Origin of the sequence: Enterobacter sp. 237C8, from assembly GCF_034106865.1 — a bacterium.
Classification (GTDB): Bacteria; Pseudomonadota; Gammaproteobacteria; order Enterobacterales; family Enterobacteriaceae; genus Enterobacter; species Enterobacter asburiae_B.
The window spans coordinates 23,742-50,110 of record NZ_JAWNDF010000008.1; the positions used below are offsets into that span (position 1 = coordinate 23,742).

The 26,369-nt window shown below is 55.6% G+C and carries 21 protein-coding genes; 11 read left to right on the plus strand and 10 right to left on the minus strand.

Annotated elements, in window-relative coordinates; all coding sequences use genetic code 11:
* Nucleotides 1–298: 298 nt before the first annotated feature.
* On the plus strand, nt 299–586 hold the full coding sequence (locus USF70_RS17770) for an HTH-type transcriptional regulator (RefSeq protein ID WP_029740975.1): 288 nt from the start codon (nt 299–301) through the stop codon (nt 584–586).
* Between the two features lie 39 nt (nt 587–625).
* On the opposite strand, the gene USF70_RS17775 is transcribed toward USF70_RS17770, so the two are convergent.
* Nucleotides 626–2,245 carry an ABC-F family ATP-binding cassette domain-containing protein gene (locus tag USF70_RS17775; RefSeq protein WP_320735867.1) on the minus strand — a complete coding sequence of 540 codons (1,620 nt, stop codon included), beginning with the start codon at nt 2,243–2,245 and terminating at the stop codon, nt 626–628.
* 718 nt (nt 2,246–2,963) lie between these two features.
* Here USF70_RS17775 and USF70_RS17780 point away from each other — a divergent pair.
* A complete protein-coding gene (locus USF70_RS17780; protein ID WP_320735868.1) occupies nt 2,964–3,401 on the plus strand; it encodes a hypothetical protein in 438 nt (145 codons plus the stop codon).
* A 92-nt stretch (nt 3,402–3,493) separates the two neighbouring features.
* On the opposite strand, the gene glyS is transcribed toward USF70_RS17780, so the two are convergent.
* The 3 genes from glyS to USF70_RS17795 form a co-directional block, all read right to left on the minus strand.
* A complete protein-coding gene (gene glyS / locus USF70_RS17785; RefSeq protein ID WP_039261172.1) occupies nt 3,494–5,563 on the minus strand; it encodes a glycine--tRNA ligase subunit beta in 2,070 nt (689 codons plus the stop codon).
* A 9-nt stretch (nt 5,564–5,572) separates the two neighbouring features.
* Entirely contained in the window at nt 5,573–6,484 is a 912-nt protein-coding gene (gene glyQ / locus USF70_RS17790) for a glycine--tRNA ligase subunit alpha (protein WP_064673789.1), read from the minus strand.
* A gap of 161 nt (nt 6,485–6,645) precedes the next feature.
* Nucleotides 6,646–6,951 carry a YsaB family lipoprotein gene (locus USF70_RS17795; RefSeq protein ID WP_032661816.1) on the minus strand — a complete coding sequence of 102 codons (306 nt, stop codon included), beginning with the start codon at nt 6,949–6,951 and terminating at the stop codon, nt 6,646–6,648.
* Nucleotides 6,952–7,134: 183 nt separating this feature from the next.
* Between USF70_RS17795 and USF70_RS17800 the strand changes: the two genes are divergently transcribed.
* Nucleotides 7,135–8,130 (plus strand): acyltransferase, encoded by a 996-nt coding sequence (locus tag USF70_RS17800; RefSeq protein ID WP_320735869.1) that lies wholly within the window; start codon nt 7,135–7,137, stop codon nt 8,128–8,130.
* On the opposite strand, the gene USF70_RS17805 is transcribed toward USF70_RS17800, so the two are convergent.
* The 4 genes from USF70_RS17805 to xylA all read right to left on the minus strand — a co-directional run bounded on the left by USF70_RS17805 (nt 8,123) and on the right by xylA (nt 12,535).
* A complete protein-coding gene (locus USF70_RS17805; RefSeq protein WP_217072022.1) occupies nt 8,123–9,043 on the minus strand; it encodes a GlxA family transcriptional regulator in 921 nt (306 codons plus the stop codon). The genes USF70_RS17800 and USF70_RS17805 overlap by 8 nt on opposite strands.
* Nucleotides 9,043–9,582 carry an isochorismatase family protein gene (locus USF70_RS17810; protein WP_094935101.1) on the minus strand — a complete coding sequence of 180 codons (540 nt, stop codon included), beginning with the start codon at nt 9,580–9,582 and terminating at the stop codon, nt 9,043–9,045. Before USF70_RS17810 ends, USF70_RS17805 begins: the two co-directional genes overlap by 1 nt.
* 103 nt (nt 9,583–9,685) lie before the next feature.
* Nucleotides 9,686–11,140 carry a xylulokinase gene (gene xylB / locus USF70_RS17815; RefSeq protein WP_221703233.1) on the minus strand — a complete coding sequence of 485 codons (1,455 nt, stop codon included), beginning with the start codon at nt 11,138–11,140 and terminating at the stop codon, nt 9,686–9,688.
* 72 nt (nt 11,141–11,212) lie between these two features.
* Complete coding sequence (gene xylA / locus USF70_RS17820) at nt 11,213–12,535, minus strand: xylose isomerase (protein ID WP_123138914.1); 1,323 nt, start codon at nt 12,533–12,535, stop codon at nt 11,213–11,215.
* A gap of 371 nt (nt 12,536–12,906) precedes the next feature.
* Between xylA and xylF the strand changes: the two genes are divergently transcribed.
* The 4 genes from xylF (at nt 12,907) to xylR (ending at nt 17,884) form a co-directional block, all read left to right on the plus strand.
* Nucleotides 12,907–13,899 (plus strand): D-xylose ABC transporter substrate-binding protein, encoded by a 993-nt coding sequence (xylF, locus tag USF70_RS17825; protein WP_221703232.1) that lies wholly within the window; start codon nt 12,907–12,909, stop codon nt 13,897–13,899.
* Between the two features lie 72 nt (nt 13,900–13,971).
* Nucleotides 13,972–15,513, plus strand: coding sequence for a xylose ABC transporter ATP-binding protein (locus tag USF70_RS17830; protein WP_221703231.1), 1,542 nt, complete (start codon nt 13,972–13,974; stop codon nt 15,511–15,513).
* The gene (gene xylH / locus USF70_RS17835) at nt 15,491–16,672 is read left to right on the plus strand and encodes a xylose ABC transporter permease XylH (protein WP_320735870.1); all 1,182 of its coding nucleotides are present in this window, start codon (nt 15,491–15,493) and stop codon (nt 16,670–16,672) included. The genes USF70_RS17830 and xylH overlap by 23 nt, the downstream gene beginning before the upstream one ends.
* Before the next feature lie 33 nt (nt 16,673–16,705).
* Nucleotides 16,706–17,884, plus strand: a complete 1,179-nt coding sequence (gene xylR / locus USF70_RS17840) for a D-xylose utilization transcriptional activator XylR (RefSeq protein ID WP_320735871.1) — start codon at nt 16,706–16,708, stop codon at nt 17,882–17,884.
* Nucleotides 17,885–17,922: 38 nt separating this feature from the next.
* Here xylR and USF70_RS17845 read toward each other — a convergent pair whose 3' ends face one another.
* Nucleotides 17,923–18,747, minus strand: coding sequence for a protein bax (locus USF70_RS17845; protein ID WP_032661838.1), 825 nt, complete (start codon nt 18,745–18,747; stop codon nt 17,923–17,925).
* 314 nt (nt 18,748–19,061) lie between these two features.
* Between USF70_RS17845 and USF70_RS17850 the strand changes: the two genes are divergently transcribed.
* The 4 genes from USF70_RS17850 (at nt 19,062) to USF70_RS17865 (ending at nt 25,844) form a co-directional block, all read left to right on the plus strand.
* Nucleotides 19,062–21,092 carry an alpha-amylase gene (locus USF70_RS17850; protein ID WP_221703230.1) on the plus strand — a complete coding sequence of 677 codons (2,031 nt, stop codon included), beginning with the start codon at nt 19,062–19,064 and terminating at the stop codon, nt 21,090–21,092.
* Nucleotides 21,093–21,331: 239 nt separating this feature from the next.
* Nucleotides 21,332–22,588 carry a valine--pyruvate transaminase gene (avtA, locus tag USF70_RS17855; RefSeq protein ID WP_320735872.1) on the plus strand — a complete coding sequence of 419 codons (1,257 nt, stop codon included), beginning with the start codon at nt 21,332–21,334 and terminating at the stop codon, nt 22,586–22,588.
* 620 nt (nt 22,589–23,208) lie between these two features.
* Nucleotides 23,209–24,006 carry a collagen-like triple helix repeat-containing protein gene (locus USF70_RS17860; RefSeq protein WP_223862643.1) on the plus strand — a complete coding sequence of 266 codons (798 nt, stop codon included), beginning with the start codon at nt 23,209–23,211 and terminating at the stop codon, nt 24,004–24,006.
* Nucleotides 24,007–24,125: 119 nt separating this feature from the next.
* Complete coding sequence (locus USF70_RS17865) at nt 24,126–25,844, plus strand: ShlB/FhaC/HecB family hemolysin secretion/activation protein (protein ID WP_214539010.1); 1,719 nt, start codon at nt 24,126–24,128, stop codon at nt 25,842–25,844.
* On the opposite strand, the gene USF70_RS17870 is transcribed toward USF70_RS17865, so the two are convergent.
* Nucleotides 25,828–26,283, minus strand: a complete 456-nt coding sequence (locus USF70_RS17870; protein WP_033147016.1) for a 4Fe-4S dicluster domain-containing protein — start codon at nt 26,281–26,283, stop codon at nt 25,828–25,830. The genes USF70_RS17865 and USF70_RS17870 overlap by 17 nt on opposite strands.
* Between the last annotated feature and the right edge of the window lie 86 nt (nt 26,284–26,369).

Consider the following 26,369-nt stretch of genomic DNA (forward strand, 5'->3'; position numbering starts at 1 on the left):
CGGCACACGCGTGCCCGACGCTGACAAGGATAGTCCAGGTCAGCCTTGCAAGATACTCTTTTCATGCAAAACGGCTATTGCCGATTTATTTCTTACCATTTACAAAAAAATACCTGCCGAAGCCGACATATGACTAATCAGGTAATTAGCATAACTATCCATATCGCTGAATCGGGTAAAGCGATAATTACCGCACGATTAATCACACCCGTGACGATCCTGAGTTCGTATTAGGGACTATTCTTAACTGGCTCTCTGATGTTCTTGATCACGATGTGAGATTTAAGAGGAGTCCTCAATGGAATATAAAGATCCTGAGTTTGAACTGCTGAGCAGTCTGGAACAGATCATTTTTAAAGACGTACCGCAGGCGATTACCCTGCAACAAAAATCCAATCCCTTTACAGAATATGAGCAATTGCGCAAAGGGACAGGACTGAAAACAGAAGAATTCGCCAGAGCGATGGGTGTCAGCGTGGCTATGGTGCAGGAGTGGGAGTCAAAACGTGAGAAACCCACCCCAACCGAGTTAAGGCTGATGCGCCTGATTCAGGCCAACCCTGCACTCAGCAAACAGATAGCGTAGTGAAGATTGAATGCCCCCGCCTTTGCGGGGGCTTGTGTTTTAAAGGCTCTCGCAACGCCAGCCCGCCTCTTCCCACACCCATTCATGCGTTAACGTTAAGCCTCTTAGAAAAGCCTCATCGTGTGATACCACCAGCAAAGCCCCAGGGAAACCGGCCAGCGCCGCTTCAATGGCCTGGACCGAGGCCAAATCCAGATGGTTGGTCGGTTCATCCAGCAGCAGAAGCTGCGTGGCCTCCGCGCGCCACAGCACGCAGGCCAGAGCGGCCTTAAGACGCTCGCCGCCGCTGAGCTCCGCCAGCGGGAGCGTAACTTTGTCAGCACCCAGTTGAAGCTGCGCCAGACGGGTTCGCAATACCCCCTCTTCCAGAGGCGTATGACTCAGGTTGAGATGCGTCATGACCGACTGCGAAAGATCGAGCCGGGAAAGATGCTGGTCGAGATAAGCGCAGCTGACGGAAACCTTACAGGTACCCGAACGGGGGGCTATCTCGCCGAGGAGGGTTTTTAACAGCGTCGATTTTCCGCAGCCGTTCGGTCCCTTTAACGCCACGCGCATCGGTCCGTCCATCCGCAAGTTGAGCGGAGGAACAGGCACATGCGGCAGCACCAGATCCTCCAGCACCAGTACCTGCTTCCCGTCCGGGATCTGACTCCCCGGCAGGGTGAACATTACCGGGTTATCTTCTTCAACGCGTTCACGCGCCTTTTTTACCGCGGCGTTGAGGGCTTCATTTTGCTCGCTGTGCTGTTTTTTCCAGGAGCCGATCCGCTCTTTTGCCGCGCCTTTATATTTGACCCGCTCGAACGACGCGATATTCAGGGTATCAACGGTGCGCAATGTCTTTGCCGAACGCCGCTGGCTGTCATCATGCTCTTTTTGCATGCGTGCCCGAGTGCGTTTGCGCTCGATTGCAGCATGTTCCAGCGCCGCGCGGGCCGCCTGCTGTTCGGCATCGCGCTGGGTTTGATAATCCGCATAATTCCCGCCGTAGCTGCGCAGACCCGAGGCGCTCAGTTCAAGGATACGCGGCACCTGAGCCAGCAGCTCGCGGTCATGGGAAGCCACCAGCACGCCGCCCTGAAAACGGCTGAGCTGGTCGTAGAACCACGCCCGGCCCTGTCGGTCCAGATGGTTAGTGGGCTCGTCCAGCAGCATGAAATCGGCTTCAGCCGTAAACGCCCCGCACAGCAGGGCGCGAATGCGCTCGCCGCCGCTGAGCTCACCGGCGGGTTTATCCGGGTCAAACGGCGGGAGATTCGCATTGATAAACGCTTCGCTCAGACGCTCGGCGACATCCCAGCGGCCGTCGAGCATGTCCAGATCGTCAGGCTGGTAATCGCCGCTGTCGATGCGCTTACGCGCCGCAAAAATAACGTCATACCCGAGCAGTTCAGCAAGCGTCGTCTGCGGCGAAATGACGTGCTGCTGCGCCACCCAGGCATGCGAGCCAAAGCGTTCAATATGACCGGAAGCCGGTTCGTCCAGCCCCGCCAGCAGACGCAGCAGACGCGTTTTCCCGCTGCCGTTGCGGCCAACCAGCGCGCACAGGGCGGGTTCCAGCGTGAGACTCAGCGGACCAAAAAGGGTATCGCCCGTCGGAAACTGACAGGTGACCTGATGCAAAATAAAAGAAGGGGACTGCGCAAAATGAGCCATAAGCACTCCTGAATGAAATCAAAACATCCCCTGCCGACGCGGTGGCGTTTAGCAAGGATCGAAATTCATCAGTCGTGTTTGTTCATTTTTGGGGGGCGCTCCAGCGCGAGAAAGTTAACGCGTTAAGGATAGCGGTAATGTGTTGAAGGTTTCAAGGTTAAATTTTGATCGACTTATACTCCCTCCCCCTTTGGGCTGAGGGATCCCCACCAAATATTGCCTGCACAGACGGCCCCCTCTCCCTTGAGGGAGAGGGCTGGGGTGAGGGGGAACATACGGCTGTGGGGGTTGTTCCTTGCTACTCTGTAACGACATGGCCTGTGAACGTGCCAGGGCGGCTCAATCGCCACCGCCATGGCGTCGCTGTAAAACCTCTACCCGCAGTATGCTTCTCATTACGGTAATTTTGCGAGCCTCTTTCCAGAAATGGTAATATCCTCAGCGACATAGCTCAAAACTGTTGCCGCCTGTTTTGATGAGCAGTAAGTTCTCTTCGCACCTGCAAAATCAGGTGCCGGGATTGGAACCCTGAATCACTTCACTGGCGACACAGGCTCTGTGTCGTACGGCCTGTTGCATCTCAATGGCGGGCCGGACAGGGGCGCTGCAAAGCGCGCTGGTGTCAGTGAGGCCAGTCGTTCCAACCTTGTTCGGTTCCGCCACCAGCGAGCCTGGAACCTCCCGTGGCGGAAGATATACCACTCACTGAGGTTATTTTATGTCATTGATTAACTCTTTAATCACCCTGCCCTTCAACCATGCCACCGACTTCACCGAACTGGCGGATAACTGCGAACGTTTTACCGACGCACTGGTCGATTGCGAAGAACCCACCCCAAAAATGGCCCTTTACGGCAGACTTTATGCCTGTCTGAATCTTCTGCAACCCACGCTTCTGGATCCTGTTCCGGACGCTTTAAAAGCCAGCCTGACCGTGAAGGAACTCCCGTCATGCGTTCCGGCTTTCGAACCCGAATGCGATCAGCTGGGGCGCTACTGTCAGGAGATAACGCAGATGCTGATGAACGGCTCACTGCCGCGACAATCTGAAATCGTGATGGAAGATTTGCTGTGCGAACTGGTCAGCTACTTTGCCGATAAGCTGAAGGCACCGCGCTGGCTGCAGACGGACGAAGGCACAATCGCGATCGGCTAAACCTGCCGGATGACGCTCCGCTTATCCTGCTCAGAAAAGCCCCATAAAAAAACCCGCCGAAGCGGGTTTTTAGCATGTGTAACAACGGCACATCACTGCAGCAGCGAAATATCCGCTACGCGCAGGAACAGCTCGCGAAGTTTCTCGAGCATGGAGAGACGGTTAATACGCAGTTCTTTATCTTCTACGTTCACCATCACTTTCTCGAAGAAGGCGTCGATCACGTCACGCAGCTCGGCCAGCTCCACCAGCGCTTCCTGGTAGCGACCTTCCGCGAAGTACGGCTCGAGCTTGTCGCGCAGCACCACAACCTGCATCGCCAGAGCGATCTCTTCCGGCTCTTTCAGGGTTGCGGCGTTCACGCGCTCGTTCAGCGTCTCGTCGGATTTCGCCAGAATGTTGGATACGCGCTTGTTGGCCGCGGCCAGGGCAGATGCCGCTTCCAGGGTACGGAAGTGGGAAACCGCCTTCATACGCGCATCGAAATCAGCCGGACGGGTCGGACGACGCGCCAGCACCGCCTGAATAGTGTCAACGGTGTAGCCTTCGTCCTGATACCACGCGCGGAAACGACCGAGCATAAAGTCGATCACGTCATCCACAACGTTCGCGTTAGTCAGCTTGTCGCCGTACAGACGCACCGCTTCTTCGGTCAGGGTCTGCAGATCGAGGTTCAGGTTCTTCTCAACGATGATACGCAGCACGCCCAGCGCGGCACGACGCAGCGCAAACGGATCTTTGTCGCCTTTCGGATGCTGACCGATACCAAAGATACCCGCCAGGGTGTCCATCTTATCGGCAATTGCGACGGCACATGCAACCGGGTTGGACGGCAGTTCGTCACCCGCAAAGCGCGGCTGATACTGCTCGTTCAGGGCGACGGCCACGTCTTCCGCTTCGCCATCGTGACGCGCGTAGTGCATGCCCATCACGCCCTGGGTGTCGGTAAATTCGAACACCATGTTAGTCATCAGGTCGCACTTGGACAGCAGGCCTGCACGCGTCGCGTGGTTGACGTCTGCACCGATTTCACGGGCAATCCAGCCGGACAGCTCCGCAATGCGGTCGGTCTTGTCGCGCAGCGTACCCAGCTGCTGCTGGAACAGCACGGTCTGCAGGCGCGGGAGATGATCTTCCAGACGCTTTTTACGGTCGGTATTGAAGAAGAACTCCGCATCTGCCAGACGTGGACGCACCACTTTCTCGTTACCGGAGATAATCTGGATCGGATCTTTCGATTCGATGTTTGCCACGAAGATAAAGTTTGGCAGCAGCTTGCCGTCGTTGGCATAGACCGGGAAGTACTTCTGGTCACCCTTCATGGTGTATACCAGCGCTTCAGCCGGAACGGCCAGGAATTTCTCTTCGAACTTCGCCGTCAGCACAACCGGCCATTCAACCAGAGAGGTGACTTCTTCCAGCAGGCTGTCGCTCAGGTCTGCGTTACCGCCAATCTTGCGCGCCGCGTCTTCCGCGTCCGCTTTGATTTTGGCTTTACGCTGCTCGTAGTCGGCAATGACCTTACCGCGCTCCAGCAGGATCTGCGGATACTGGTCGGCATTGTCGATGGTGAACTCTGGCTCGCCCATAAAGCGGTGGCCGCGGATCACGCGATCGGACGCCACGCCCAAAATGGTCGCCGGGATAACGGTATCGCCCAGCAGCAGGGTCACGGTATGCACCGGACGCACAAAGTGCACGTCAGAGGCGCCCCAGCGCATCAGCTTAGGAATCGGCAGCTTCGCCAGAGAAGTCGCAATCATGTCCGGCAGCAGCGCTTCCGCGCTTTCGCCTTTCACGTGCGCACGATACAGCAGCCACTCGCCTTTATCCGTGGTCAGACGCTCGGCCTGATCAACGGTGATGCCGCAACCGCGCGCCCAGCCTTCAGCCGCTTTGCTCGGCTTGCCTTCCGCGTCAAACGCCTGGGCAATCGCCGGGCCACGTTTTTCGACTTCGCGATCCGGCTGAGACGCCGCCAGATTTGCCACTTTCAGCGCCAGACGGCGCGGTGCAGCAAACCACTCAATTTTACCGTGTGCCAGGCCAGCGTTATCCAGCTCGGCGGTCACGTTCGCAGCGAAAGATTCAGCCAGGCTGCGCAGGGCTTTTGGTGGCAGCTCTTCGGTGCCGATTTCCACCAGGAAAGTTTTCTCAGACATGGCCGCCTCTTATTTGTTTCGGTTGCACATCGGGAAGCCAAGGGCTTCACGGGACGCATAGTAAGCTTCTGCAACGGCTTTGGTCAGGGTACGAATACGCAGAATGTAGCGCTGACGTTCAGTCACGGAGATGGCTTTGCGGGCGTCCAGCAGGTTGAAGCTGTGGGCGGCCTTCAGAATACGCTCGTAAGCAGGCAGCGGCAGCGGAATTTCCAGCGCCAGCAGCTGCTGCGCTTCTTTCTCATACTGCTCGAAGCAGGTGAACAGGAAGTCCACATCCGCGTATTCGAAGTTATAGGTGGATTGCTCCACTTCGTTCTGATGGAACACGTCGCCGTAGGTGGTTTTACCCAGCGGGCCGTCGCTCCAGACCAGGTCGTAAACGCTGTCTACGCCCTGAATGTACATCGCCAGACGTTCCAGACCGTAGGTGATTTCACCGGTGATGGGCTTACATTCCAGACCGCCAACCTGCTGGAAGTAAGTGAACTGGGTCACTTCCATGCCGTTCAGCCACACTTCCCAACCCAGACCCCAGGCACCCAGCGTTGGGTTTTCCCAGTTATCTTCCACGAAACGAATGTCGTGAATGGTTGGATCCATACCCAGCTCTTTCAGCGACCCGAGGTACAGTTCCTGAATGTTGTCTGGTGATGGCTTAATCACCACCTGGAACTGATAGTAATGCTGCAGACGGTTCGGGTTCTCACCGTAACGACCATCGGTCGGACGACGGGAAGGCTGCACATACGCGGTCGCCATTGGCTCTGGCCCCAACGCGCGCAGGCTGGTCATCGGGTGTGAAGTGCCGGCGCCGACTTCCATGTCCAAAGGTTGAACAATGGTACAGCCCTGACGAGCCCAGTAATCCTGTAAGGTCAGGATCAGGCCCTGGAAGGTCTTGGTATCAAACTTTTGCATAGTATTTCGTGCTGGATACGTGTGGTTTTAAATGGAAGGGACCAGTATACCCGCTGGCTGCAAGATATACAGTACGAAACGGGGTTGTTTAGGGAAAATTGGGGAAATAAGCCTTCCGGCCAGAACGCTGACGGCGTCTGGCTGTTGATTATACGAGCAGGCTAGCGCATGGAGAGATGTAAAAACTGACCGTCCGCATCAAACGAGCAGACAAAGCCCTCTTTGCGCGACGTATGACCCCGCAGTTCGTAGCTTCCCTGAAAACGCTCAAACCCGGTGACATCAATTTTCTGTACGTCAGAGTTATAGCGGCGAGCGGCCCGATCTTTACAGAGCGCTTCCATATCCAGTGAACGTTCCGGGCTCATTTTACCCTGCTGCGCTTTTTGCACAGGTGCTTCTTGCGGCGCGCTGCATCCCGCCAGGATGAACAGCAGAAAGAGTGACGCCACACGCTTCATCATCATTTTTATTACCGCCCTGGTCAGTGGCTGTTATTTTTAGTATCAAAGCTTTTATAGATTACGGTCCGGCATTCTGCGAATCTCGCGGCTTCCCTACAAGCCTGCTGAATAAAACTCAGAATTTTCCAAGCGAAGACTTTTGGACAATGGCAGTCACACTCAATTTACAGGGAATACGAGGAACTGATGCAGTCAAAAATTAACTGGATTGATAACCTGCGAGGAATAGCGTGTCTGATGGTGGTCATGATCCACACGACGACCTGGTACGTCACGAATGCCCACAGCATCAGCCCCGTTAACTGGGATATCGCCAATATTCTCAACTCTGCGTCACGCGTCAGCGTGCCGCTGTTCTTTATGATTTCCGGCTTTCTCTTTTTTGGCGAGCGTAGCGCGCAGCCGCGGCACTTCATCCGCATCGCGGCCTGCCTGGGGTTCTACAGCGCCGTTGCCCTGCTCTATATCACGCTGTTCACCTCCATTAACGCCGGGCTATCGCTGAAATACGTGCTGCAAAAACCGGTGTTCTATCACCTGTGGTTCTTCTTCGCCATTATCGTTATCTATCTGGTCTCCCCGCTCATCCAGGTAAAAAACGTCAGGGGTAAAATGCTGCTGGCCCTGATGGTGGTTATCGGCATTGTCGCCAACCCGAATACGCTCTCACAGAAAATCGACGGATTTGAGTGGCTGCCGGTCAATCTCTATATCAACGGCGATACTTTTTACTACGTGCTTTACGGCATGCTGGGGCGCGCCATCGGGATGATGGACACGCAAAAACGCGGGCTGAACTGGCTCTGCGGGGCGCTGTTTATCGCTGGCGTGGCAGTGATTTCACGCGGGACGCTGCACGAATTGCAGTGGCGCGGCAATTTTGCCGATACCTGGTATCTCTATTGCGGGCCGATGGTCTTTATCTGTGCCGTTTCGCTGCTCACGCTTGCCAAAAATACCCTGAACGCGCGCGCCCTTCCCGTGCTGAGTATTATCTCGCGGCACTCTCTCGGGATTTACGGTTTTCACGCGCTGGTGATCCACGCGCTGCGCACGAGAGGCGTTGAGCTAAAAAGCTGGCCGGTGCTGGATATGGTCTGGATTTTTGCCGCCACGCTGGCGATCAGCCTGCTGCTGTCGATGCTGCTGCAAAAAATAGACGCTCGCCGCTTCGTCAGCTAATGCTTCGCTGCCGGGCGCGATGGTACTGGCGCGGGGAGGAAAACCCCGCCGCCAGTGAAGCCTGCTCCACGCCGCGCCCCTGTAATAGCCACTGCTCCGCCACCGCCAGACGCAGCTGTTCCAGATAATCGCGAACGCTAATCCCTAAATGTGACTGAAAAAGCCGGGTGAGATGACGCGGGCTGACGTGCGCCAGTGCGGCAATGTCAGGCAAGCTCCACGTTTTTTGCGGCTCGGCAGTGAGCGCATCCTGCGCCCGATGAATCGCCGGGTGAAGATGATTGCGATAGCGTAGCCACGGAGAGAGCTGGGGATCGTCACCGGAACGGCGGAACCAGACCACCATCTCACGCGCCACGGTCAGCGCCTTTTCGGGGCCGCACAGGCGGTTAATCATGTGCAGCGCCAGATCGATGCCTGACGTGATCCCCGCGCTGGTCCAGATATTCTCATCCTGCACAAAGATGCGGTTTTCTTTAATCGTCGCCGTGGGGGCCGCGGTGCGTAAACGGCTAATAACGTCATGATGGGTCGTGCACTGTCGGTTGTTCAGCAGGCCCGATTTCGCCGCCAGTAAGGCCCCTGAGCAGACGCACATCACGGTGATTTCCTGGCGCTGGATCTGCGGCTGCAGACGCATCAGCCAGTGCTGGATCTGCTGCGCCTGTGGCGTTGAGAACTGACTGCGGGAGTCGCTCACACCCGGCAGCACCAGCAGACTACCTTCCGGCAGACGCTCCGGCAGCGGCTGAATGCCGCTCATCGTCAGGCCAATCGACGTCTGAACGTCAGGCTGCGGGCCAATGTAATGCAGGCGAAACGCGTCGCCTGCCAGCACAAAGGTTTCTGCCGGGCCGGTCATGTCTAATGACAGCACCCCGGGCAACATCACGAACCAGACGTCGATGCGCATTACAGTGACTCCAGCGTCTCCGCTACCGTTTTAATCTCGGCAAAACGCCCGGAAAGTACCGTCTCGGTACGATGGCGAATTTCCGCTGCGCTAAGGGTTATCCCCTTGTACGTCATGGGAAACGTCAGCGTTGCCTCACTAACAAAGGTCACAGCATAACCCAGATCGGATGCCACCCGGGCGGTGGTTTCACAACATTGTTCAGTGCGAATGCCGCAGATAATCAGCTGGTTGATATCACGCTCGCGCAGCCAGCGGTCAAGCCCGGTATCCGTGAAGGCATTATGGACGTGTTTCTGGAAAACCACATCCGGCTGATGACGTAAAAAGGCCATCGGTTTGACATAGCCGCTTTCGAGGGTGAAAGGACCGTCTTCATCCACGTGAAAAATATCAACGACCGGAATATTGTGCGCCTGACAGCCTTCAATCAGCCCCAGCATCGCCTGCTGAAAGGCAGGAATTTCGTCCTCCTGCCAGTAATTGCGGTGATGGAATGACTGCTGAGTATCGATGTTGATTAATGCAATGCGTGACATGATGGTTCTCCTCGCCAGTGGGTGTGACACCATACTGGCAAGGAAATGAAGGCACGCACAGACCAAAAAAGGACATCCTCGTGCCTCTCCCGGACAAGCGTATTTACGACATCAGCGGCAGCAGCTGTTGGTAGATTTTGCGGAACACGTCGCGCCTCTCCGCGTACCGCGCATGGCGCGCCGCGTCAGGCAAATGCGCCTGTTCAAGCGTAAGCTGCGGCAACAGTTGCGAAAGCGGTTGTTCCGGATGAATGGCTATCTGCGCCAGACGCGCGGCACCGAGCGCGGGCCCGACGTCCCCCCCGGTGCGGAAATCCAGCTGCAACCCGCTGATATCCGATAGCATCTGTCGCCAGTAAGGGCTTCGCGCACCGCCGCCAATCAGGGTGACGCTCGTCGGTTTCAGGCCGCAGTCGTGCACCACGTCCATCCCGTCGGCCAGCGCATAGCCCACGCCTTCCAGAACCGCACGCGCCAGTTCTGCCGGGCCATGTTGATGGGTTAAGCCAAAGAACACCCCTTTCGCTTCCGGGTTGTTGTGCGGCGTACGCTCGCCGGAAAGATACGGTAAAAACCAGACGGTACCCGCAGCGTCATCCGCCTGCTGGGCTGTGGAAATGAGCGCCGGAACGTCGGCCATGCCGGTGAGTTTTGCCGCCCAGTCCAGGCAGGATGCCGCGCTGAGCATCACCGACATCAAATGCCATTTCCCGGGAAGGGCATGACAGAAACTGTGCACAGCGCTTTCAGGATTACTGCGATACCCGTCGCTGACGGCAAAATAGACGCCGGACGTTCCCAGCGACAGCATTGCCTGGCCCGCCTCAACCATGCCGACACCGACAGCGCCCGCCGCGTTATCGCCGCCCCCGGCCACCACCGGTACGGCAGGCATATTCCAGCGCTCAGCAACGGCTGGCAGCAGCGCGCCTGTCACCTCACAGCCTTCGTACAGCGCGGGCATATGTTCCCGGGTCAGATGGCAGGCATCCAGCATCGCCTCGCTCCAGTCGCGCTTCGCCACGTCGAGCCACATGGTGCCCGCGGCATCCGACATGTCGCTGGCGAAATCGCCCGTTATGCGAAAACGCAGATAGTCTTTCGGCAGCAGGACTTTCGCCACCTGACGGAAAATCTCCGGTTCGTGGCGCTGCACCCACAGCAATTTGGGCGCAGTAAAGCCGGGCATCATCAGGTTGCCGGTAATCTCCCGGGAATTGGGCACGCGTTCCTCAAGAAGCGCGCACTCTTCCGCACAGCGGCCATCGTTCCAGAGGATCGCTGGACGCAGCACGCGATGCTGGCTGTCGAGCAGCGTAGCGCCGTGCATTTGTCCGGCAATTCCCAGCGCTTTCACGTCACGAAGGCTGTGCTGCTCACCTAAGGCTTTGATTGCGCGGTCCGTCGCCTGCCACCACTGTTCCGGATCCTGTTCCGACCACAGCGGATGCGGACGTGAAACCTGCAGCGTTTCCGTCTGCGTTGCTAACACGTCGCCCTGCTCGCTCAACAGGATGGCTTTCACACCCGATGTGCCAAGATCGATCCCGATATACATTACGGTGACTCCTTTAACAGAAATGCCCGGTGGCGCTAACGCTTACCGGGCCTACGTGCATCTTCAGCTCAATCACTTATCAAACAGATAGTGGTTTACGAGATTTTCCAGCAGTTCCTGATGCCCGCTCTGGTGCTGCGGCGCCAGCTGATGTTGTTCAGCGTACTTCGCGATTTCCGCAAGTGATAACTGCCCTTTCAAAATTTGCTGGCCCAGCTCACTGTTCCAGCCGCTGTAACGCTTCGCTACGCGTTTATCCAGCTCGCCGTCTTCAATCATTCGAGCCGCCACTTTCAGCGCCAGCGCCATGGTGTCCATCGCGCCAATGTGGCCGTAGAACAGATCGTATTTGTCAGTGCTCTGACGACGCACCTTGGCGTCAAAGTTCAGGCCGCCGGTGGTGAAACCGCCCGCTTTGATGATTTCATACATCACCAGCGCATTCTCTTCCACGCTGTTCGGGAACTGGTCGGTGTCCCAGCCCAGCTGTGCATCGCCGCGGTTCGCATCGACAGAGCCGAAGATACCCAGCGCAATCGCAGACGCGATCTCGTGATGGAAAGAGTGGCCCGCCAGCGTGGCGTGGTTGGCCTCAATGTTCACTTTAATCTCTTTTTCCAGACCGAACTGCTTCAGGAAGCCATACACCGTCGCCACGTCGTAGTCGTACTGGTGCTTGGTTGGTTCCTGCGGCTTCGGCTCGATCAGCAGCGTGCCGCGGAAGCCGATTTTGTGCTTATGGTCGACAACCATCTGCATAAAGCGGCCAATTTGTTCGCGCTCCTGGCGCAGGTCGGTGTTGAGCAGGGTTTCATAGCCTTCACGGCCCCCCCACAGAACATAGTTCTCGCCACCCAGTTGATGCGTAGCGTTCATTGCCGTCACCACCTGCGTGGCTGCCCAGCTAAACACTTCCGGATCCGGATTGGTTGCCGCGCCCGCGCCGTAGCGTGGGTTGGTGAAGCAGTTTGCCGTGCCCCAGAGCAGCTTCACGCCACTTTGCTGCTGTTTCGCCGCCAGTACATCCACCATCTGCGCAAAATTATTCAGATACTCTTTCAGCGACGCGCCTTCTGGCGACACGTCCACGTCATGGAAGCAGTAGTACGGCACGTTTAGCTTGTGGAAGAACTCAAACGCCACATCGGCTTTGCGCTTTGCCAGCTCAATGGCCTCACCCGGCTGCTGCCACGGGCGGTCAAAGGAACCCACGCCGAACATATCGGCGCCATTCCAGCAGAAGGTATGCCAGTAACAGGCGGCAAAGCGCAGATGATCTTCCATGCGCTTACCCAGCACCAGCTCATCCGGGTTGTAGTGACGAAATGCTAAAGGATTGGTCGTTTTTGGGCCTTCGTAACGAACACGATCGAGTTGGTCGAAATAAGCTTGCATATTGAGCTCCATAATCAGGGTATGCGGCGAGTCGTTGATACAGGAGTAATAGTGAATAGACATTTTGGGTTGCTCAATTACGTTATTTCACACTGCTATTGAGAGAATGCACAACTGTGCGCTGGCTCGCAAAATAATGCGCAGACAAACTATTTTTCGGCGCGTATTCCAGAATCAAATGTAATTAAGACGTTACGTATTTTAAAATCCGATCGCGGTCATAAATTCAGAAATAAACCAAATATCATAATGAGAAGATAAAAATCTGTAATTGCCAGCCCGCCTTTCCGCGTTAAAAATTTGCTGCGTCTCAGCAGTGAATGTTTCTTTTATCTCAGCAACACATACCCCTACAAAAAGGCCTAATAATTATGAAGATAAAGAACCTGACTCTAACGCTCTGCACTACGCTTCTCCTTGCAAGCTTTGCAGGACATGCCAAAGAGGTCAAAATTGGCATGGCGATTGACGACCTGCGCCTGGAACGCTGGCAAAAAGATCGCGATATTTTTGTGAAGAAAGCAGAATCTCTCGGCGCAAGCGTGTTTGTTCAGTCGGCTAACGGCAACGAAGAAACACAAATGTCGCAGATTGAGAATATGATCAACCGTGGCGTCGATGTTCTGGTCATTATCCCCTATAACGGCCAGGTATTAAGTAACGTGGTGAAAGAAGCCAAACAGGAAGGCATAAAAGTCCTGGCCTATGACCGCATGATTAATAATGCGGATATTGATTATTATATTTCTTTCGACAATGAAAAAGTCGGGGAATTACAGGCGCAAAGCCTGATCGACAAAGTGCCTCAGGGCAATTATTTCCTGATGGGCGGCTCTCCGGTAGATAACAACGCCAAACTGTTCCGCGAAGGGCAAATGAAAGTCCTTAAACCGTACATCGACAACGGGAAAATTAAAGTGGTTGGCGATCAGTGGGCCGACGGCTGGCTGCCAGAAAACGCGCTGAAAATTATGGAAAACGCGCTGACGGCCAACAACAACAAAATTGATGCGGTTGTGGCCTCCAACGATGCCACTGCAGGTGGTGCTATCCAGGCCCTGAGCGCACAGGGGCTGGCCGGAAAAGTCGCCATTTCAGGACAGGATGCCGATCTCGCTGGCGTAAAACGCATTATCGCAGGCACCCAAACCATGACGGTCTACAAACCGATTACCCAGCTGGCCAATACGGCGGCGGAAATCGCCGTGGAGCTGGGCAATGGCAAACAACCTAAAGCAGACGCAACGCTGAATAACGGCCTGAAAGACGTTCCGGCTCGCCTGCTCATGCCGATTGAAGTCAATAAAGAGAACATTGACGCCACCGTGGTTAAAGACGGTTTCCACAAGAAGAGCGAACTGTAATCCGGCGCGGCCCCTGCTCTGCGGGGGCGCATCACGTTGTACTGTTCTTCCCTCGGGTTATGTGGAGCGGTTATGCCCTATTTACTTGAAATGAAAAGCATCACCAAGCGCTTCGGCACGGTGAAAGCCGTCGATAACGTTAGCCTCCGGTTGAACCCCGGCGAAGTGGTTTCACTGTGCGGCGAGAACGGCTCGGGCAAGTCGACGCTGATGAAAGTGCTGTGCGGGATCTACCCACACGGCAGCTACGAAGGCGAAATCGTCTTTGCCGGTGAAGTGATTCAGGCGACACACATCCGCGATACCGAACGCAAAGGCATCGCCATCATCCACCAGGAGCTGGCGCTGGTGAAGCATCTCACCGTGCTGGAGAACATCTTCCTCGGGGCCGAAATTTCCCACCGCGGCGTGCTGGATTACGACACCATGACGCTCCGCTGCGAAAAGCTGCTGGCGCAGGTGAGCCTCAACATTTCACCGGATACCCGCGTGGGGGATCTGGGCCTGGGTCAACAGCAGCTGGTCGAAATAGCGAAGGCGCTAAATAAACAGGTCAGGCTGCTGATCCTTGATGAGCCAACGGCCTCGCTTACCGAACAGGAAACCGCGGTTCTGCTCAACATCATCCGCGATCTGCAAAACCACGGCATCGCCTGTGTCTACATTTCGCACAAGCTGAACGAGGTCAAAGCCATTTCGGACACCATCTGCGTGATCCGCGACGGGCAGCACATCGGCACACGTGAAGCCGCCGGGATGAGCGAAGATGACATCATCACCATGATGGTGGGCCGCGAGCTGACGGCGCTCTACCCGAATGAGCCTCACGCTAAGGGCGATGAAGTGCTGCGCGTGGAAAACTTGACCGCGTGGCACCCCGTTAACCGCCACATCAAGCGCGTCAATAACGTCTCGTTTTCTCTTCACAGCGGTGAAATTCTTGGGATTGCCGGCCTCGTCGGTGCCGGGCGCACCGAAGCCGTACAGTGCCTGTTTGGCGTGTGGCCGGGGCGCTGGGAGGGCACGGTTTATATCGACGGCCAGCCGGTGAAAATCGACAACTGCCAGCAGGCGATTGCCCACGGTATTGCCATGGTGCCGGAAGATCGTAAGAAAGACGGCATCGTACCGGTGATGGCGGTGGGTAAAAACATTACGCTTGCGGCACTCGATCGGTTCTCCGGCGCGCTGAGCAGCCTGGACGACGCCGCCGAGCAGCAGTGCATCCTCCAGTCGCTTGCCCGGCTGAAGGTCAAAACCTCCTCGCCGGAGCTGGCGATTGGCCGTCTGAGCGGGGGAAACCAGCAGAAGGCGATTCTGGCGCGCTGCCTGCTTCTCAATCCACGCATATTAATCCTTGATGAGCCAACGCGCGGGATTGATATCGGTGCCAAATATGAAATCTACAAACTGATTAATCAGCTTGTACAGCAAGGGATTGCCGTCATTGTCATTTCGTCTGAATTACCCGAAGTGCTCGGCCTGAGCGACCGCGTGCTGGTCATGCACGAGGGAAAACTGAAAGCCAACCTGATTAACCAGAACCTGACGCAGGAGCAGGTGATGGAAGCCGCTTTAAGGAGCGAACGTCATGTCGAAAAGCAATCCGTCTGATATCAAAGTCGCTGTTCCGACGCCCGGTGCATTCGCGGGGCTAAAAGCGCTTAACCTGCAGGTTTTCGTGATGATCGCGGCCATTATCGTCATCATGCTGTTCTTTACCTGGATGACCGATGGCTCGTACTTAAGCGCGCGTAACGTCTCCAACCTGCTCCGCCAGACCGCCATCACCGGCATTCTGGCCGTGGGCATGGTGTTCGTGATTATCTCCGCGGAGATCGACCTGTCGGTCGGGTCGATGATGGGCCTACTCGGCGGCGTGGCGGCGATTTTTGACGTCTGGCTCGGCTGGCCGTTGCCGCTGACCGTGGCGGTCACGCTGGTGCTGGGTCTGGTACTGGGAGCCTGGAACGGCTGGTGGGTTGCCTACCGTAAGGTGCCATCGTTCATTGTCACCCTGGCGGGGATGCTGGCCTTTCGCGGGATCTTAATCGGCATCACCAACGGCACCACCGTCTCCCCGACCAGTGCAGCCATGTCGCAGATTGGCCAGAGTTACCTCTCGGATAGCGTGGGCTTTACCCTCGGTGTGGTGGGATTGCTGGGGTTTGTCGCGTGGCAGTGGCGTGGACGCATGCGTCGTCAGGCGCTGGGGCTGGCTTCTCCAGCGTCAACGTCGGTAGTGGGGCGTCAGGCGCTCACGGCGGTCATTGTGCTGGGCGCCATCTGGCTTTTAAACGACTATCGCGGTGTCCCGACCCCCGTCCTGCTGCTGGCGCTTTTACTGCTGGCCGGTATGTTTATGGCGACGCGCACCGCGTTTGGCCGCCGTATTTATGCCATAGGCGGCAACCTTGAAGCTGCCCGCCTCTCAGGTATCAATGTCGAACGTACCAAGCTGGCAGTTTTCGCCATTAACGGCCTGATGGTCGCTATCGCCGGGTTGATCCTCAGCTCGCGTCTGGCCGCCGGCTCGCCCTCCGCCGGTAACATCGCCGAGCTGGATGCTATCGCCGCCTGCGTCATTGGCGGCACCAGCCTCGCAGGGGGTATCGGGAGCGTGGCGGGCGCGGTCATGGGGGCATTTATCATGGCGTCGTTGGATAACGGGATGAGTATGATGGACGTCCCGACGTTTTGGCAGTATATCGTCAAGGGGGCCATTCTTTTACTGGCAGTCTGGATGGATTCGGCCACCAAGCGACGGGCCTGATAACCGTATTGTGACTTAATTGGGAAGTGAGCCATGTTTGAAAAGCTTCACCGCATTACGTTGTTATTCAATGCCAATAAGGCCTACGACCGTCAGGTGGTGGAAGGCGTTGGTGAATATTTGCAGGCGTCGCAATCCGAATGGGATATTTTTATTGAAGAAGATTTTCGCACCCGTCTGGAGAACATTAAAGACTGGCTGGGCGATGGCGTCATCGCCGATTATGACGATCCCGTCATCGAACAGCTGCTGACCGACGTCGACGTCCCGATTGTGGGCGTCGGCGGCTCCTATCATGCGCCCGAACACTATCCGCCGGTCCACTATATTGCCACCGATAACCATGCCCTGGTCGAGGCCGCCTTTCTTCATTTAAAAGAGAAAGGCGTCCATCGCTTCGCGTTTTATGGGTTACCGGCCACCAGCGGCAAGCGCTGGGCCGTCGAACGAGAGCACGCGTTTTGCCAGCTGGTCGCGCAGGAAAAATACCGTGGCGTGGTCTATCAGGGGCTGGAGACCGCGCCGGAAAACTGGCAGCACGCGCAAAACCGCCTGGCGGACTGGCTGCAAACGCTGCCGCCGCAAACCGGTATTATCGCCGTGACGGACGCTCGCGCGCGGCACGTGCTGCAGGTCTGCGAACATTTACACATTCCTGTGCCCGAAAAGCTGTGCGTGATTGGCATTGATAACGAAGAACTGACCCGCTATCTGTCTCGCGTGGCGCTCTCCTCCGTTGCTCAGGGCACGCGTCAGATGGGCTATCAGGCGGCGAAGCTGCTGCATCGTCTGCTCGATAAAGAATCTCTGCCGCTTCAGCGTTTGCTCGTGCCTCCTGTCCGCGTCGTGGAACGTCGCTCAACCGATTATCGCTCCTTAAGCGACCCGGCCGTCATTCAGGCCATGCACTACATTCGCAACCACGCCTGCAAAGGGATAAAGGTCGATCAGGTGCTGGATTCGGTGGGCATTTCGCGTTCGAATCTGGAGAAGCGTTTTAAAGAAGAGGTGGGCGAAACCATTCATGCCGTCATCCATGCTGAAAAGCTGGAGAAAGCACGCAGCCTGCTCATTTCCACGTCGCTGTCGATCAACGAAATCTCGCAGATGTGCGGTTACCCGTCTCTGCAATATTTCTATTCCGTGTTTCGCAAGGAGTATGAGACCACGCCGAAGGAGTATCGGGATCGCTACAGCGAGGTGCTGATATAGAAAAGAAAACGCCTTCCAGTGGAAGGCGTTTTTTTAGATTACATATGGGCGGCGATTAAACGCTGGTTATCCTGGTACATGGCGAACAGATAGTTGTTATAGCTCTGTCCCTTTGTCGAATAACCTTTCAGCTTGTGGATCATCGTACTGGCCGTCACTTCCTGGTCCGCTTTACGCAGCTGAGCGCGTGATTTACGGAACGATGAGTAGGCCGGGTGCGTGTTCAGATTCACCACGTAGGCGCTGACGGAATCTTTCACAGATTCAAACTGCGAATAGCCTTTCACCTTGCCAGGGGCATTATTACAACGACCTTTCACACATTTCATGCCGAAAAGGTTGTTGTTGCTACGCGCAAGCTTAGAAGTCCCCCAGCCGCTTTCGGCAGCAGCCATGGTCGCAACCATGCTGCCCGGGATGATATCCACACGCTCAAGGAGAGCATTCCACGGCACACGACGGGTGTTACCGTTCCAGCTCAGCTTGTAGCGCTTCGTGATATCTTTCAGACGCGCGCGCTCTGACGGCGACCAGCGGCTATCGTACTGTTTGGAAATCAGCCAGTTACGATCCGCAGTAATCGCAGCATTTTGACTCGTGATGTAAGGCATTACCGTCCGGAGAAACGCTTTTTTCCTTGGTGTTCCGGAAGGGTATTTTCGCAAATCAGGAAGTGAACTACTCTTTGCACTATTGCGAGAATACTCTTGTTTACTGCTAACCTTACTACTAGTCGTTTTTATTACGTGGGCTTTCTTACTCGTTGTATCCGTGTGCGTCTTCGCAAGCACCTCACCCGAAAATGCCGTGGTGAGTAACATGAGTATCGCAGCCCCATATCGTCGAATGGGAGTCGATATCATTAGGTCTCCTGGTCGGATGTAATCATCCCAACACCTTATTTTTTTCACAAATTTGAGAGCGGAATCTCAAATCATATCAAAAATAGACTTCAAGAGCACGTATAGAAATAGTCCAATTCCGAAACTATGTCACCTGAAACTTGCTCATAAAAACATCACTCCACAAAAACTGTGTGCGCTATCGCAGATAACTACCTAATTTTGCGCGAGATCACTCATCCTCACGCTTCCTCCCGGCAGAAAGCGGCAGGGGATGAGTTTTTGCCCCTCGCCTGATGGCACACTGGTCAAAAATGCCGCGACAGGAAAAAGGAATGAAACGTACCGCATTAGCCTTTCTGATGTTACCCGCACTGGCGCATGCCGACTGGTCATCGCCGGGGTTTAGCGCATTTAGCGCCGAAGGCACCGGGGTCTTCACCAGCCAGGCAAAGCTTGCGAAGGGTACGCGTCCTCTGACGCTGAGTTTTGACAAGACGTGCTGGCAGCCTGCGGACGCGATAAAACTCAATGAGATGCTGTCGCTCAAGCCCTGTGACGGCACGCCGCCGCAGTGGCGCCTTTTTCGCGACGGTGACTACCAGATGCGGATTGATACCCGCTCCGGCACGCCCACCCTGCTGCTGACGATTCAGAGTGCCGCAGAACAGCCGGTTGCAAACGTCATCCGCCAGTGTCCGAAGTGGGACGGTAAACCGCTGACGCTGGACGTCAGCAGTACCTTCCCGGAAGGCTCCGTCGTGCGCGACTACTACAGTAAACAGACGGCGACGGTGCAGAATGGAAAAATCACCCTGCAGCCAGCCGCCCACAGTAACGGCCTGCTGCTGCTTGAGCGCGCCGAAACCGACAAGCCTGCGCCGTTTAGCTGGCAAAACGCCACCGTCTATTTTGTGCTGACCGACCGTTATGTGAATGGTGACCCGGGCAACGACAACAGCTACGGTCGTCATAAAGACGGTATGCAGGAGATTGGCACCTTCCACGGCGGGGATCTCAAAGGACTTGCCGGCAAGCTCGATTATTTACAGCAGCTGGGGGTGAACGCGCTCTGGATAAGCTCTCCGCTTGAGCAGATCCACGGCTGGGTAGGCGGTGGCACAAAAGGGGATTTCCCGCATTACGCCTATCACGGCTACTACACCCAGGACTGGACGAAGCTCGACGCCAACATGGGAACCGAAGATGATTTACGCCATCTTGTCGACGAAGCGCACAAGCGCGGGATCCGCGTTCTGTTCGATATCGTCATGAACCACGTTGGCTATGCCACGCTGGCAGACATGCAGGAATTTCAGTTTGGTGCCCTGTACCTTCAGGGTGATGAGCTGAAAAAGACGCTGGGAGAACGCTGGACGGACTGGAAGCCGGGCGCGGGCCAAAGCTGGCACAGCTTTAACGACTACATCAACTTCAGCGACAAAGCCGCATGGGAAAAATGGTGGGGCAAGAAATGGATCCGCACGGACATCGGCGATTACGACAACCCCGGCTTCGACGATTTGACCATGTCGCTGGCATTTCTGCCGGATTTGAAAACGGAATCCATGACGCCTTCCGGATTGCCTAACTTTTTCCAACACAAGCCCGACACCCACGCGAAGGCCATCCCGGGATATACCCCGCGCGATTATCTGACCCACTGGCTCAGCCAGTGGGTACGTGACTACGGCATCGACGGTTTCCGGGTGGATACGGCGAAACACGTTGAGCTTGCGGCCTGGCAACAGCTGAAAGACCAGGCAAGCCAGGCGCTGGCCGCCTGGAAAGGGGCGAACCCGGACAAAAAGCTCGACAACGCACCGTTCTGGATGACCGGGGAATCCTGGGGCCACGGGGTGATGCAAAGCGATTATTACCGCCACGGTTTTGATGCGATGATCAACTTTGACTATCAGGAGCAGGCGGCAAAAGCGGTGGATTGTCTGGCCGATATGGATCTCACCTGGCAGCAGATGGCGGAAAAGCTGCAAAGCTTCAACGTGCTGAGCTATCTCTCATCACACGATACGCGTCTGTTCCGCGAAGGGGGCCAGCGCGCGGCGGAGCTGCTTCTGCTGGCACCCGGCAGCGTACAAATCTATTACGGTGATGAATCCGAGCGTCCGTTCGGTCCGACAGGTTCTGACCCGCTGCAGGGCACCCGGTCAGATATGAACTGGCAGGACGTCACGGGCAAGCAGGCCCTAACCGTCGCCCACTGGCAAACGCTGGGCCAGTTCCGCGCCCGCCACCCGGCGATTGGTGAAGGCAAACAAACCACGCTGTCGCTGAAAGAGGGATATGGCTTCGTGCGCGAGCATAATGGCGATAAGGTGATGGTGGTATGGGCAGGTAATCAATAATTCACCCCCTCACCCTAACCCTCTCCCCGCAGGGGAGAGGGAACCGCACGGCGCCGTCTTTTCCCCCTCTCCCTTTTGGGAGAGGGTCGGGGTGAGGGAAACCCACCAGAACTATTCGCTACACAAATACACTTCCGCCCTATAAAACAACAAATCCGACCACATCACCCGATTTGCACCAGCACGGTGCTAGCGTTATGGTTACCCACTTTCAAAATAAGCTCGACAGATCACCTGCTATGACGTTTTCACTTTTCGGCGACAAATTTACCCGCCATTCAGGCATTACTCGCCTGATGGAGGATCTCAACGACGGGCTGCGCACACCGGGCGCAATCATGCTCGGCGGCGGAAACCCGGCTCAAATCCCGGAGATGAATACCTATTTCCAGACGCTGCTCGCTCAGATGCTGGAAAGCGGCAAAGCAACCGATGCGCTTTGCAATTACGACGGCCCGCAGGGTAAAACCGAACTGCTGGCACTCCTCGCCGAAATGCTGCGTGACGAGCTGGGTTGGGATATCGAACCACAGAATATTGCACTGACAAACGGCAGTCAGAGCGCGTTTTTCTACTTGTTTAACCTGTTCGCAGGGCGTCGCGCCGACGGCACCACCAAAAAAGTGCTGTTCCCGCTGGCACCAGAGTATATCGGCTACGCCGATTCCGGCCTGGAAGAGGATCTGTTCGTCTCCGCGCGCCCGAACATCGAGCTGCTGCCGGAAGGCCAGTTCAAATATCACGTCGATTTTGAACACCTGCATATTGATGAAGAGACGGGAATGATCTGCGTATCGCGCCCGACTAACCCAACGGGCAACGTGATCACCGACGACGAACTGATGAAACTGGATGCGCTGGCGAATCAGCACGGTATTCCGCTGGTGATCGATAACGCCTACGGCGTGCCGTTCCCGGGCATTATCTTCAGCGAAGCACGTCCGCTGTGGAACCCGAACATTGTCCTGTGCATGAGCCTCTCTAAGCTGGGTCTGCCGGGCAGCCGCTGCGGCATCATCATCGCCAACGAGAAAATCATCACCGCCATTACCAATATGAACGGCATTATCAGCCTTTCACCGGGCGGCATTGGCCCGGCGATGATGTGTGAAATGATTAAGCGCAACGACCTGCTGCGTCTGTCGAATGACGTGATCAAGCCATTCTATTACCAGCGCGTTCAGGAGACGATTGCGATACTTCGCCGCTATTTGCCGGAAGAACGCTGCCTGATCCACAAACCTGAAGGAGCAATTTTCCTGTGGTTGTGGTTTAAGGATTTGCCTGTCACCACCGAACTGCTCTACCAGCGCCTGAAAAAGCGCGGCGTTCTGATGGTACCGGGCGATTATTTCTTCCCGGGACTGGATAAGCCGTGGCCGCATACGCACCAGTGCATGCGCATGAACTACGTACCCGATCCGGAAAAAATCGAAGCGGGTGTAAAAATTCTCGCCGAAGAAATTGAAAAAGCCTGGCGCGAAGGCAATTGTTAAATATTAAGGCTCTTCGGATGAAGAGCCTTATTTTTACCGTGATCTATATATTTTATAAAGGATATATCCTTCAGCTTTATTCCCCTATTATTTAAAGGGATTATTTAGGATAATTCCTGTTGTTTTAATGGCACTATAGTAATTCAAAAATAATTAAGTAGACGTTAAATAATAAATTAATTAACTCATTGTTATACAAGATTTAAAACAAACAACGCTGGTAAAAAATATCCTCGAAGCGAGTCTGTGTGCATTTTTAAAATACTGCATATACTCACTAATACGCCGCTCGGCGTTCTATTGCGTGGAGTATTTTTATGCTACCTAATAATGCTAGTCGCATCAGCGTAATTGCTGCTGCGGTACTGCTCGCGTTCTCTCTTTCTGCCTGCAGTGGAAGCGGTGGCGGATCTCACTCAACAGCCAAAAATAACCCTGCAACCGGAAGTAATACCGGCTCGGGTGATGGAAGTGGCACAACGGCTAACAATGGTGGTTCAGGCAGTAACGGATCTGGCTCAGGTTCAGGGACAGGCTCGGGCTCAGGCTCAGGAACGGGAACCGGAGGTAACGGCAGCGGAGGAACCGGAACGGGCAGTGGCGGCACAACCACTGCAGGCGTGAATACTGTGCTGGGTGATGCCGGTAAAACGGTAACCAGCGTCGGCTCTACGGTGGACAGCCTGGGAAGCCAGATCCCGACAAATAATCCTGTTACATCAACCGTTTCAACCACCGTCAGCGGTGTTGGCAGCGCCGTTTCTACCGTGGGGACGGGCGTCACCTCCGGCATTGGCGATCCGGGCAACGCGAACGGTGTTGGTACGACGGTTCAGGGCGTGACCACGTCGGTCACCTCCTTGGGCAATACCGTCTCTACGGTAGGCACGGGCCTGGCAAGTTCGACATCGGGAACACCGGTTAGCGGCGTAACAGGCCTGACGGGCAGCGTGGTAAACAGTACCGGGCAGTTAGTCAGTAACACCGGCACAGGTTTAACCAACACGGTCAGTAGCCCTGCGGTAGCTCAGGTAACAACCGATACGACGACTGTGGTGAACAAGACGCTGGGCGGAGTACAAGGCGTGACGCAAAGCGTGGGCACCACAACAGGTCTGGGTACTCCGGTCAACGGCCTGCTGACGCAGGTAGGAAACACCGTGAGCGGCGTAGGTACCAACGTTAGCAGCAGTAATAGCGGGCTTAGCGGCGTAGGTCAGGTCGTTCAAAACGTCGGCCAGACGGTGACGGATACCGGTACGCTAGTGAAACCCGCCACCTCGACGACCGGAGGAGGATCAGGCTCTCTCACAGCTAATGCAAATGTGGCGGCCACGAACAACAGCCTGGGTGCGACGGTCAATACAACCCTCAATACCCTGACGTCGGGCGTTACCGCCAGCACAACAACACGTTAACCACCGGTCTACTGACGCCAAAACAGTAAAACGGTTATTGCCTTTCTGCGCCCCTGCTTCAGGGGCGCTTCGTACAGCGACACTCCCCCTAACCGGGAATGATGAACAGGGATAGCGCGATGAAAAACCATTTCCTTTTTTCGCTGACGGGGCTGGTTGTGTTGAGCATGGCCCGCGCCGATACACTGCCCTCTATTATTAACCCTGATAACCCGGCGCAAGTTTCTCGTAACGTTGCCCCAGAACAGACTGAGACCGTCCCACAGCCGAAAGTCAAAATAGAAAAACCGCAGTCAACGCTGACGCCTGAAACGCCCATTACCATTCATCACATTCAGTTTATTGGCGGCACGCGTTATCCCTTGCAGGAATTACTTAACCCCTTCAGGCCTTACGCCGGAAAAACCGTGCCGCTAAAAACGCTTACGGGGCTGGTAAATGATATTACGGCGCGCTACAAGGCCGACGGTTTTCCGCTCTCCTATGCCTGGCTGCCCGATAATAATTTCCAGCAGGGAAATATTAAAATTGTCCTGGTCGAAGGGTACGTGGCGCACAGCGACATAACCAGTAACAACCCCAATATCGCCGCGCGCCTTAAACGCTTGTCAGAAAAAATCATGGCGGAAAAACCGCTGTCTCAGGATACGTTCGATCGCTATAGCCAGCTGATGACCCGCACCCCGAACGTTCCGGTCACGGCCAACGCGCAGCTGCCAACCAATATCTATGGCGCGGCGGCGATGCAGATAACCGGTAATGAGGAGCGGAGCTGGAATATCGCCTCCACGATCGACACCCGTAAAGGGCAAGATTTAATGATGCTGAACGGAACGCTCAGCAACCTGACAAGCTATGGCGATCAGCTTGGCGTGGCTACGCTTATACCGTTAGATAGCAACACGCGAAAAAACTATGTGGGTCTGAACTGGCAGCAGTTTTTAAACGATGAAGGGCTGACGATGCAGATCAAAGGCAGCTATTACCGTGAAAATCCGCGGGATTTTTCCCCCCTGCTCACTTTGCCCAATAATATTCAGGTCGATTCGAAGCAAAAAACCACGCAATACAACGGCGGCGTGACGATTGGCTATCCATTGCTGCTGACGCAAAAATCACAAATTAATCTGACCAGCGGTTTTGATTATACCGACCGCCGGGATGACTATGCCCTGCAGGCCAGACTGCAGGGCAAAACCTACAGTCTGGACTCCGTCAACCAACACGCACGTTATCCGGCGCTGGAAGTGGGTATCAATGGTGCACATCAATTCACAACCGCCAGCATCAGCGGCAGACTCAACGTACGACAGGGTATTGATGCGATGGGTGCCGATATCGTCTCAGCGCCTAAACCCGATATTAATTTTACGCTCACAAAAAGCTTTTTAGACGCAGCCTGGCTGTTTGCCGATAAATGGCGGCTATCAACATCCTGGGAGGGAGACTGGTCAAATAACACGTTGCCAGAGCCCGAACGCGTTAGCTTCGGTGCCCAGCGCTTTGGCCGTGGATATCAGGACAGTGAAGCAAGCGGTGATTACGGCTACGGCGGGCAGGTAGAACTGCGCTATATCAAGATGCGAAAAGAGAGCACCTGGCTTGCCACCATCCAACCCTATATCCTGGCCGATACCGCGCAAACCTGGTTTAACACGTCCGGTTTGCCTCATCAACGGCTCGGGTCAGTGGCTGCCGGGGTGATGATAGGCGATACGCGCCACTATAGCGTCACGGTGGAGGCGGCACGACCCGTCGGGGATGTTCCGACAGACAGTCGCAACAGGGACTGGCGCTACAGTCTGACGTTTACGTGGAATTTCAATAAAATGCAGTAAGCTTTTCAGCCCGAATCCTGGCAGGGTCAACGCAGCGCAACGCGTGGGTTGGACAGGCCTCCACGCAGGCCGGTCCGCCTTCGCGATGCAGGCATAAATCACATTTCAGCGCCTGCGCCTTATTTCCCTCCAGGCGCACCTGCATCGCCCCAAACGGACATGCCACCACACAGCTTTTGCACCCAATGCAGCGCGTCTGCTCAACGAGCCAGGCTCCCGCCGTACGGCTGATGGCATGGGTTGGACAGACGTTAGCACAAGGCGCGTCCTCGCACTGATGGCAACCCACTGCCGTAGTGTATGAACTTCCCTTAACCACCCGAAGGCGGGGCGAAAAGGCATTAGCGGAGACGCCGTCCTGATGCGACACCGCGCAGGCCACTTCGCAGGTGCGGCACCCAATGCATTTTTCCGCATCCGCCATGATAAATCGGTTCATGTGTTACGCCTCGCGCACGTTAAAAGCCGGTACTGCACACATCTTACATAATGCCCGATTCAGCGAAGGTGTGATGGGTCAAACAG

Bases quoted from the DNA above. Each gene is read 5' to 3' on its own strand.
- xylB (WP_221703233.1), bottom strand. From the start codon at position 11,140: ATGTATATCGGGATCGATCTTGGCACATCGGGTGTGAAAGCCATCCTG.
- USF70_RS17870 (WP_033147016.1), bottom strand. From the start codon at position 26,283: ATGAACCGATTTATCATGGCGGATGCGGAAAAATGCATTGGGTGCCGC.
- USF70_RS17775 (WP_320735867.1), bottom strand. From the start codon at position 2,245: ATGGCTCATTTTGCGCAGTCCCCTTCTTTTATTTTGCATCAGGTCACC.
- avtA (WP_320735872.1), top strand. From the start codon at position 21,332: ATGACGTTTTCACTTTTCGGCGACAAATTTACCCGCCATTCAGGCATT.
- USF70_RS17795 (WP_032661816.1), bottom strand. From the start codon at position 6,951: ATGATGATGAAGCGTGTGGCGTCACTCTTTCTGCTGTTCATCCTGGCG.
- USF70_RS17780 (WP_320735868.1), top strand. From the start codon at position 2,964: ATGTCATTGATTAACTCTTTAATCACCCTGCCCTTCAACCATGCCACC.
- USF70_RS17830 (WP_221703231.1), top strand. From the start codon at position 13,972: ATGCCCTATTTACTTGAAATGAAAAGCATCACCAAGCGCTTCGGCACG.
- USF70_RS17845 (WP_032661838.1), bottom strand. From the start codon at position 18,747: ATGATATCGACTCCCATTCGACGATATGGGGCTGCGATACTCATGTTA.
- xylH (WP_320735870.1), top strand. From the start codon at position 15,491: ATGTCGAAAAGCAATCCGTCTGATATCAAAGTCGCTGTTCCGACGCCC.
- xylF (WP_221703232.1), top strand. From the start codon at position 12,907: ATGAAGATAAAGAACCTGACTCTAACGCTCTGCACTACGCTTCTCCTT.
- glyQ (WP_064673789.1), bottom strand. From the start codon at position 6,484: ATGCAAAAGTTTGATACCAAGACCTTCCAGGGCCTGATCCTGACCTTA.
- USF70_RS17770 (WP_029740975.1), top strand. From the start codon at position 299: ATGGAATATAAAGATCCTGAGTTTGAACTGCTGAGCAGTCTGGAACAG.
- glyS (WP_039261172.1), bottom strand. From the start codon at position 5,563: ATGTCTGAGAAAACTTTCCTGGTGGAAATCGGCACCGAAGAGCTGCCA.
- USF70_RS17865 (WP_214539010.1), top strand. From the start codon at position 24,126: ATGAAAAACCATTTCCTTTTTTCGCTGACGGGGCTGGTTGTGTTGAGC.
- USF70_RS17805 (WP_217072022.1), bottom strand. From the start codon at position 9,043: ATGCGCATCGACGTCTGGTTCGTGATGTTGCCCGGGGTGCTGTCATTA.
- USF70_RS17850 (WP_221703230.1), top strand. From the start codon at position 19,062: ATGAAACGTACCGCATTAGCCTTTCTGATGTTACCCGCACTGGCGCAT.
- USF70_RS17810 (WP_094935101.1), bottom strand. From the start codon at position 9,582: ATGTCACGCATTGCATTAATCAACATCGATACTCAGCAGTCATTCCAT.
- xylR (WP_320735871.1), top strand. From the start codon at position 16,706: ATGTTTGAAAAGCTTCACCGCATTACGTTGTTATTCAATGCCAATAAG.
- USF70_RS17800 (WP_320735869.1), top strand. From the start codon at position 7,135: ATGCAGTCAAAAATTAACTGGATTGATAACCTGCGAGGAATAGCGTGT.
- xylA (WP_123138914.1), bottom strand. From the start codon at position 12,535: ATGCAAGCTTATTTCGACCAACTCGATCGTGTTCGTTACGAAGGCCCA.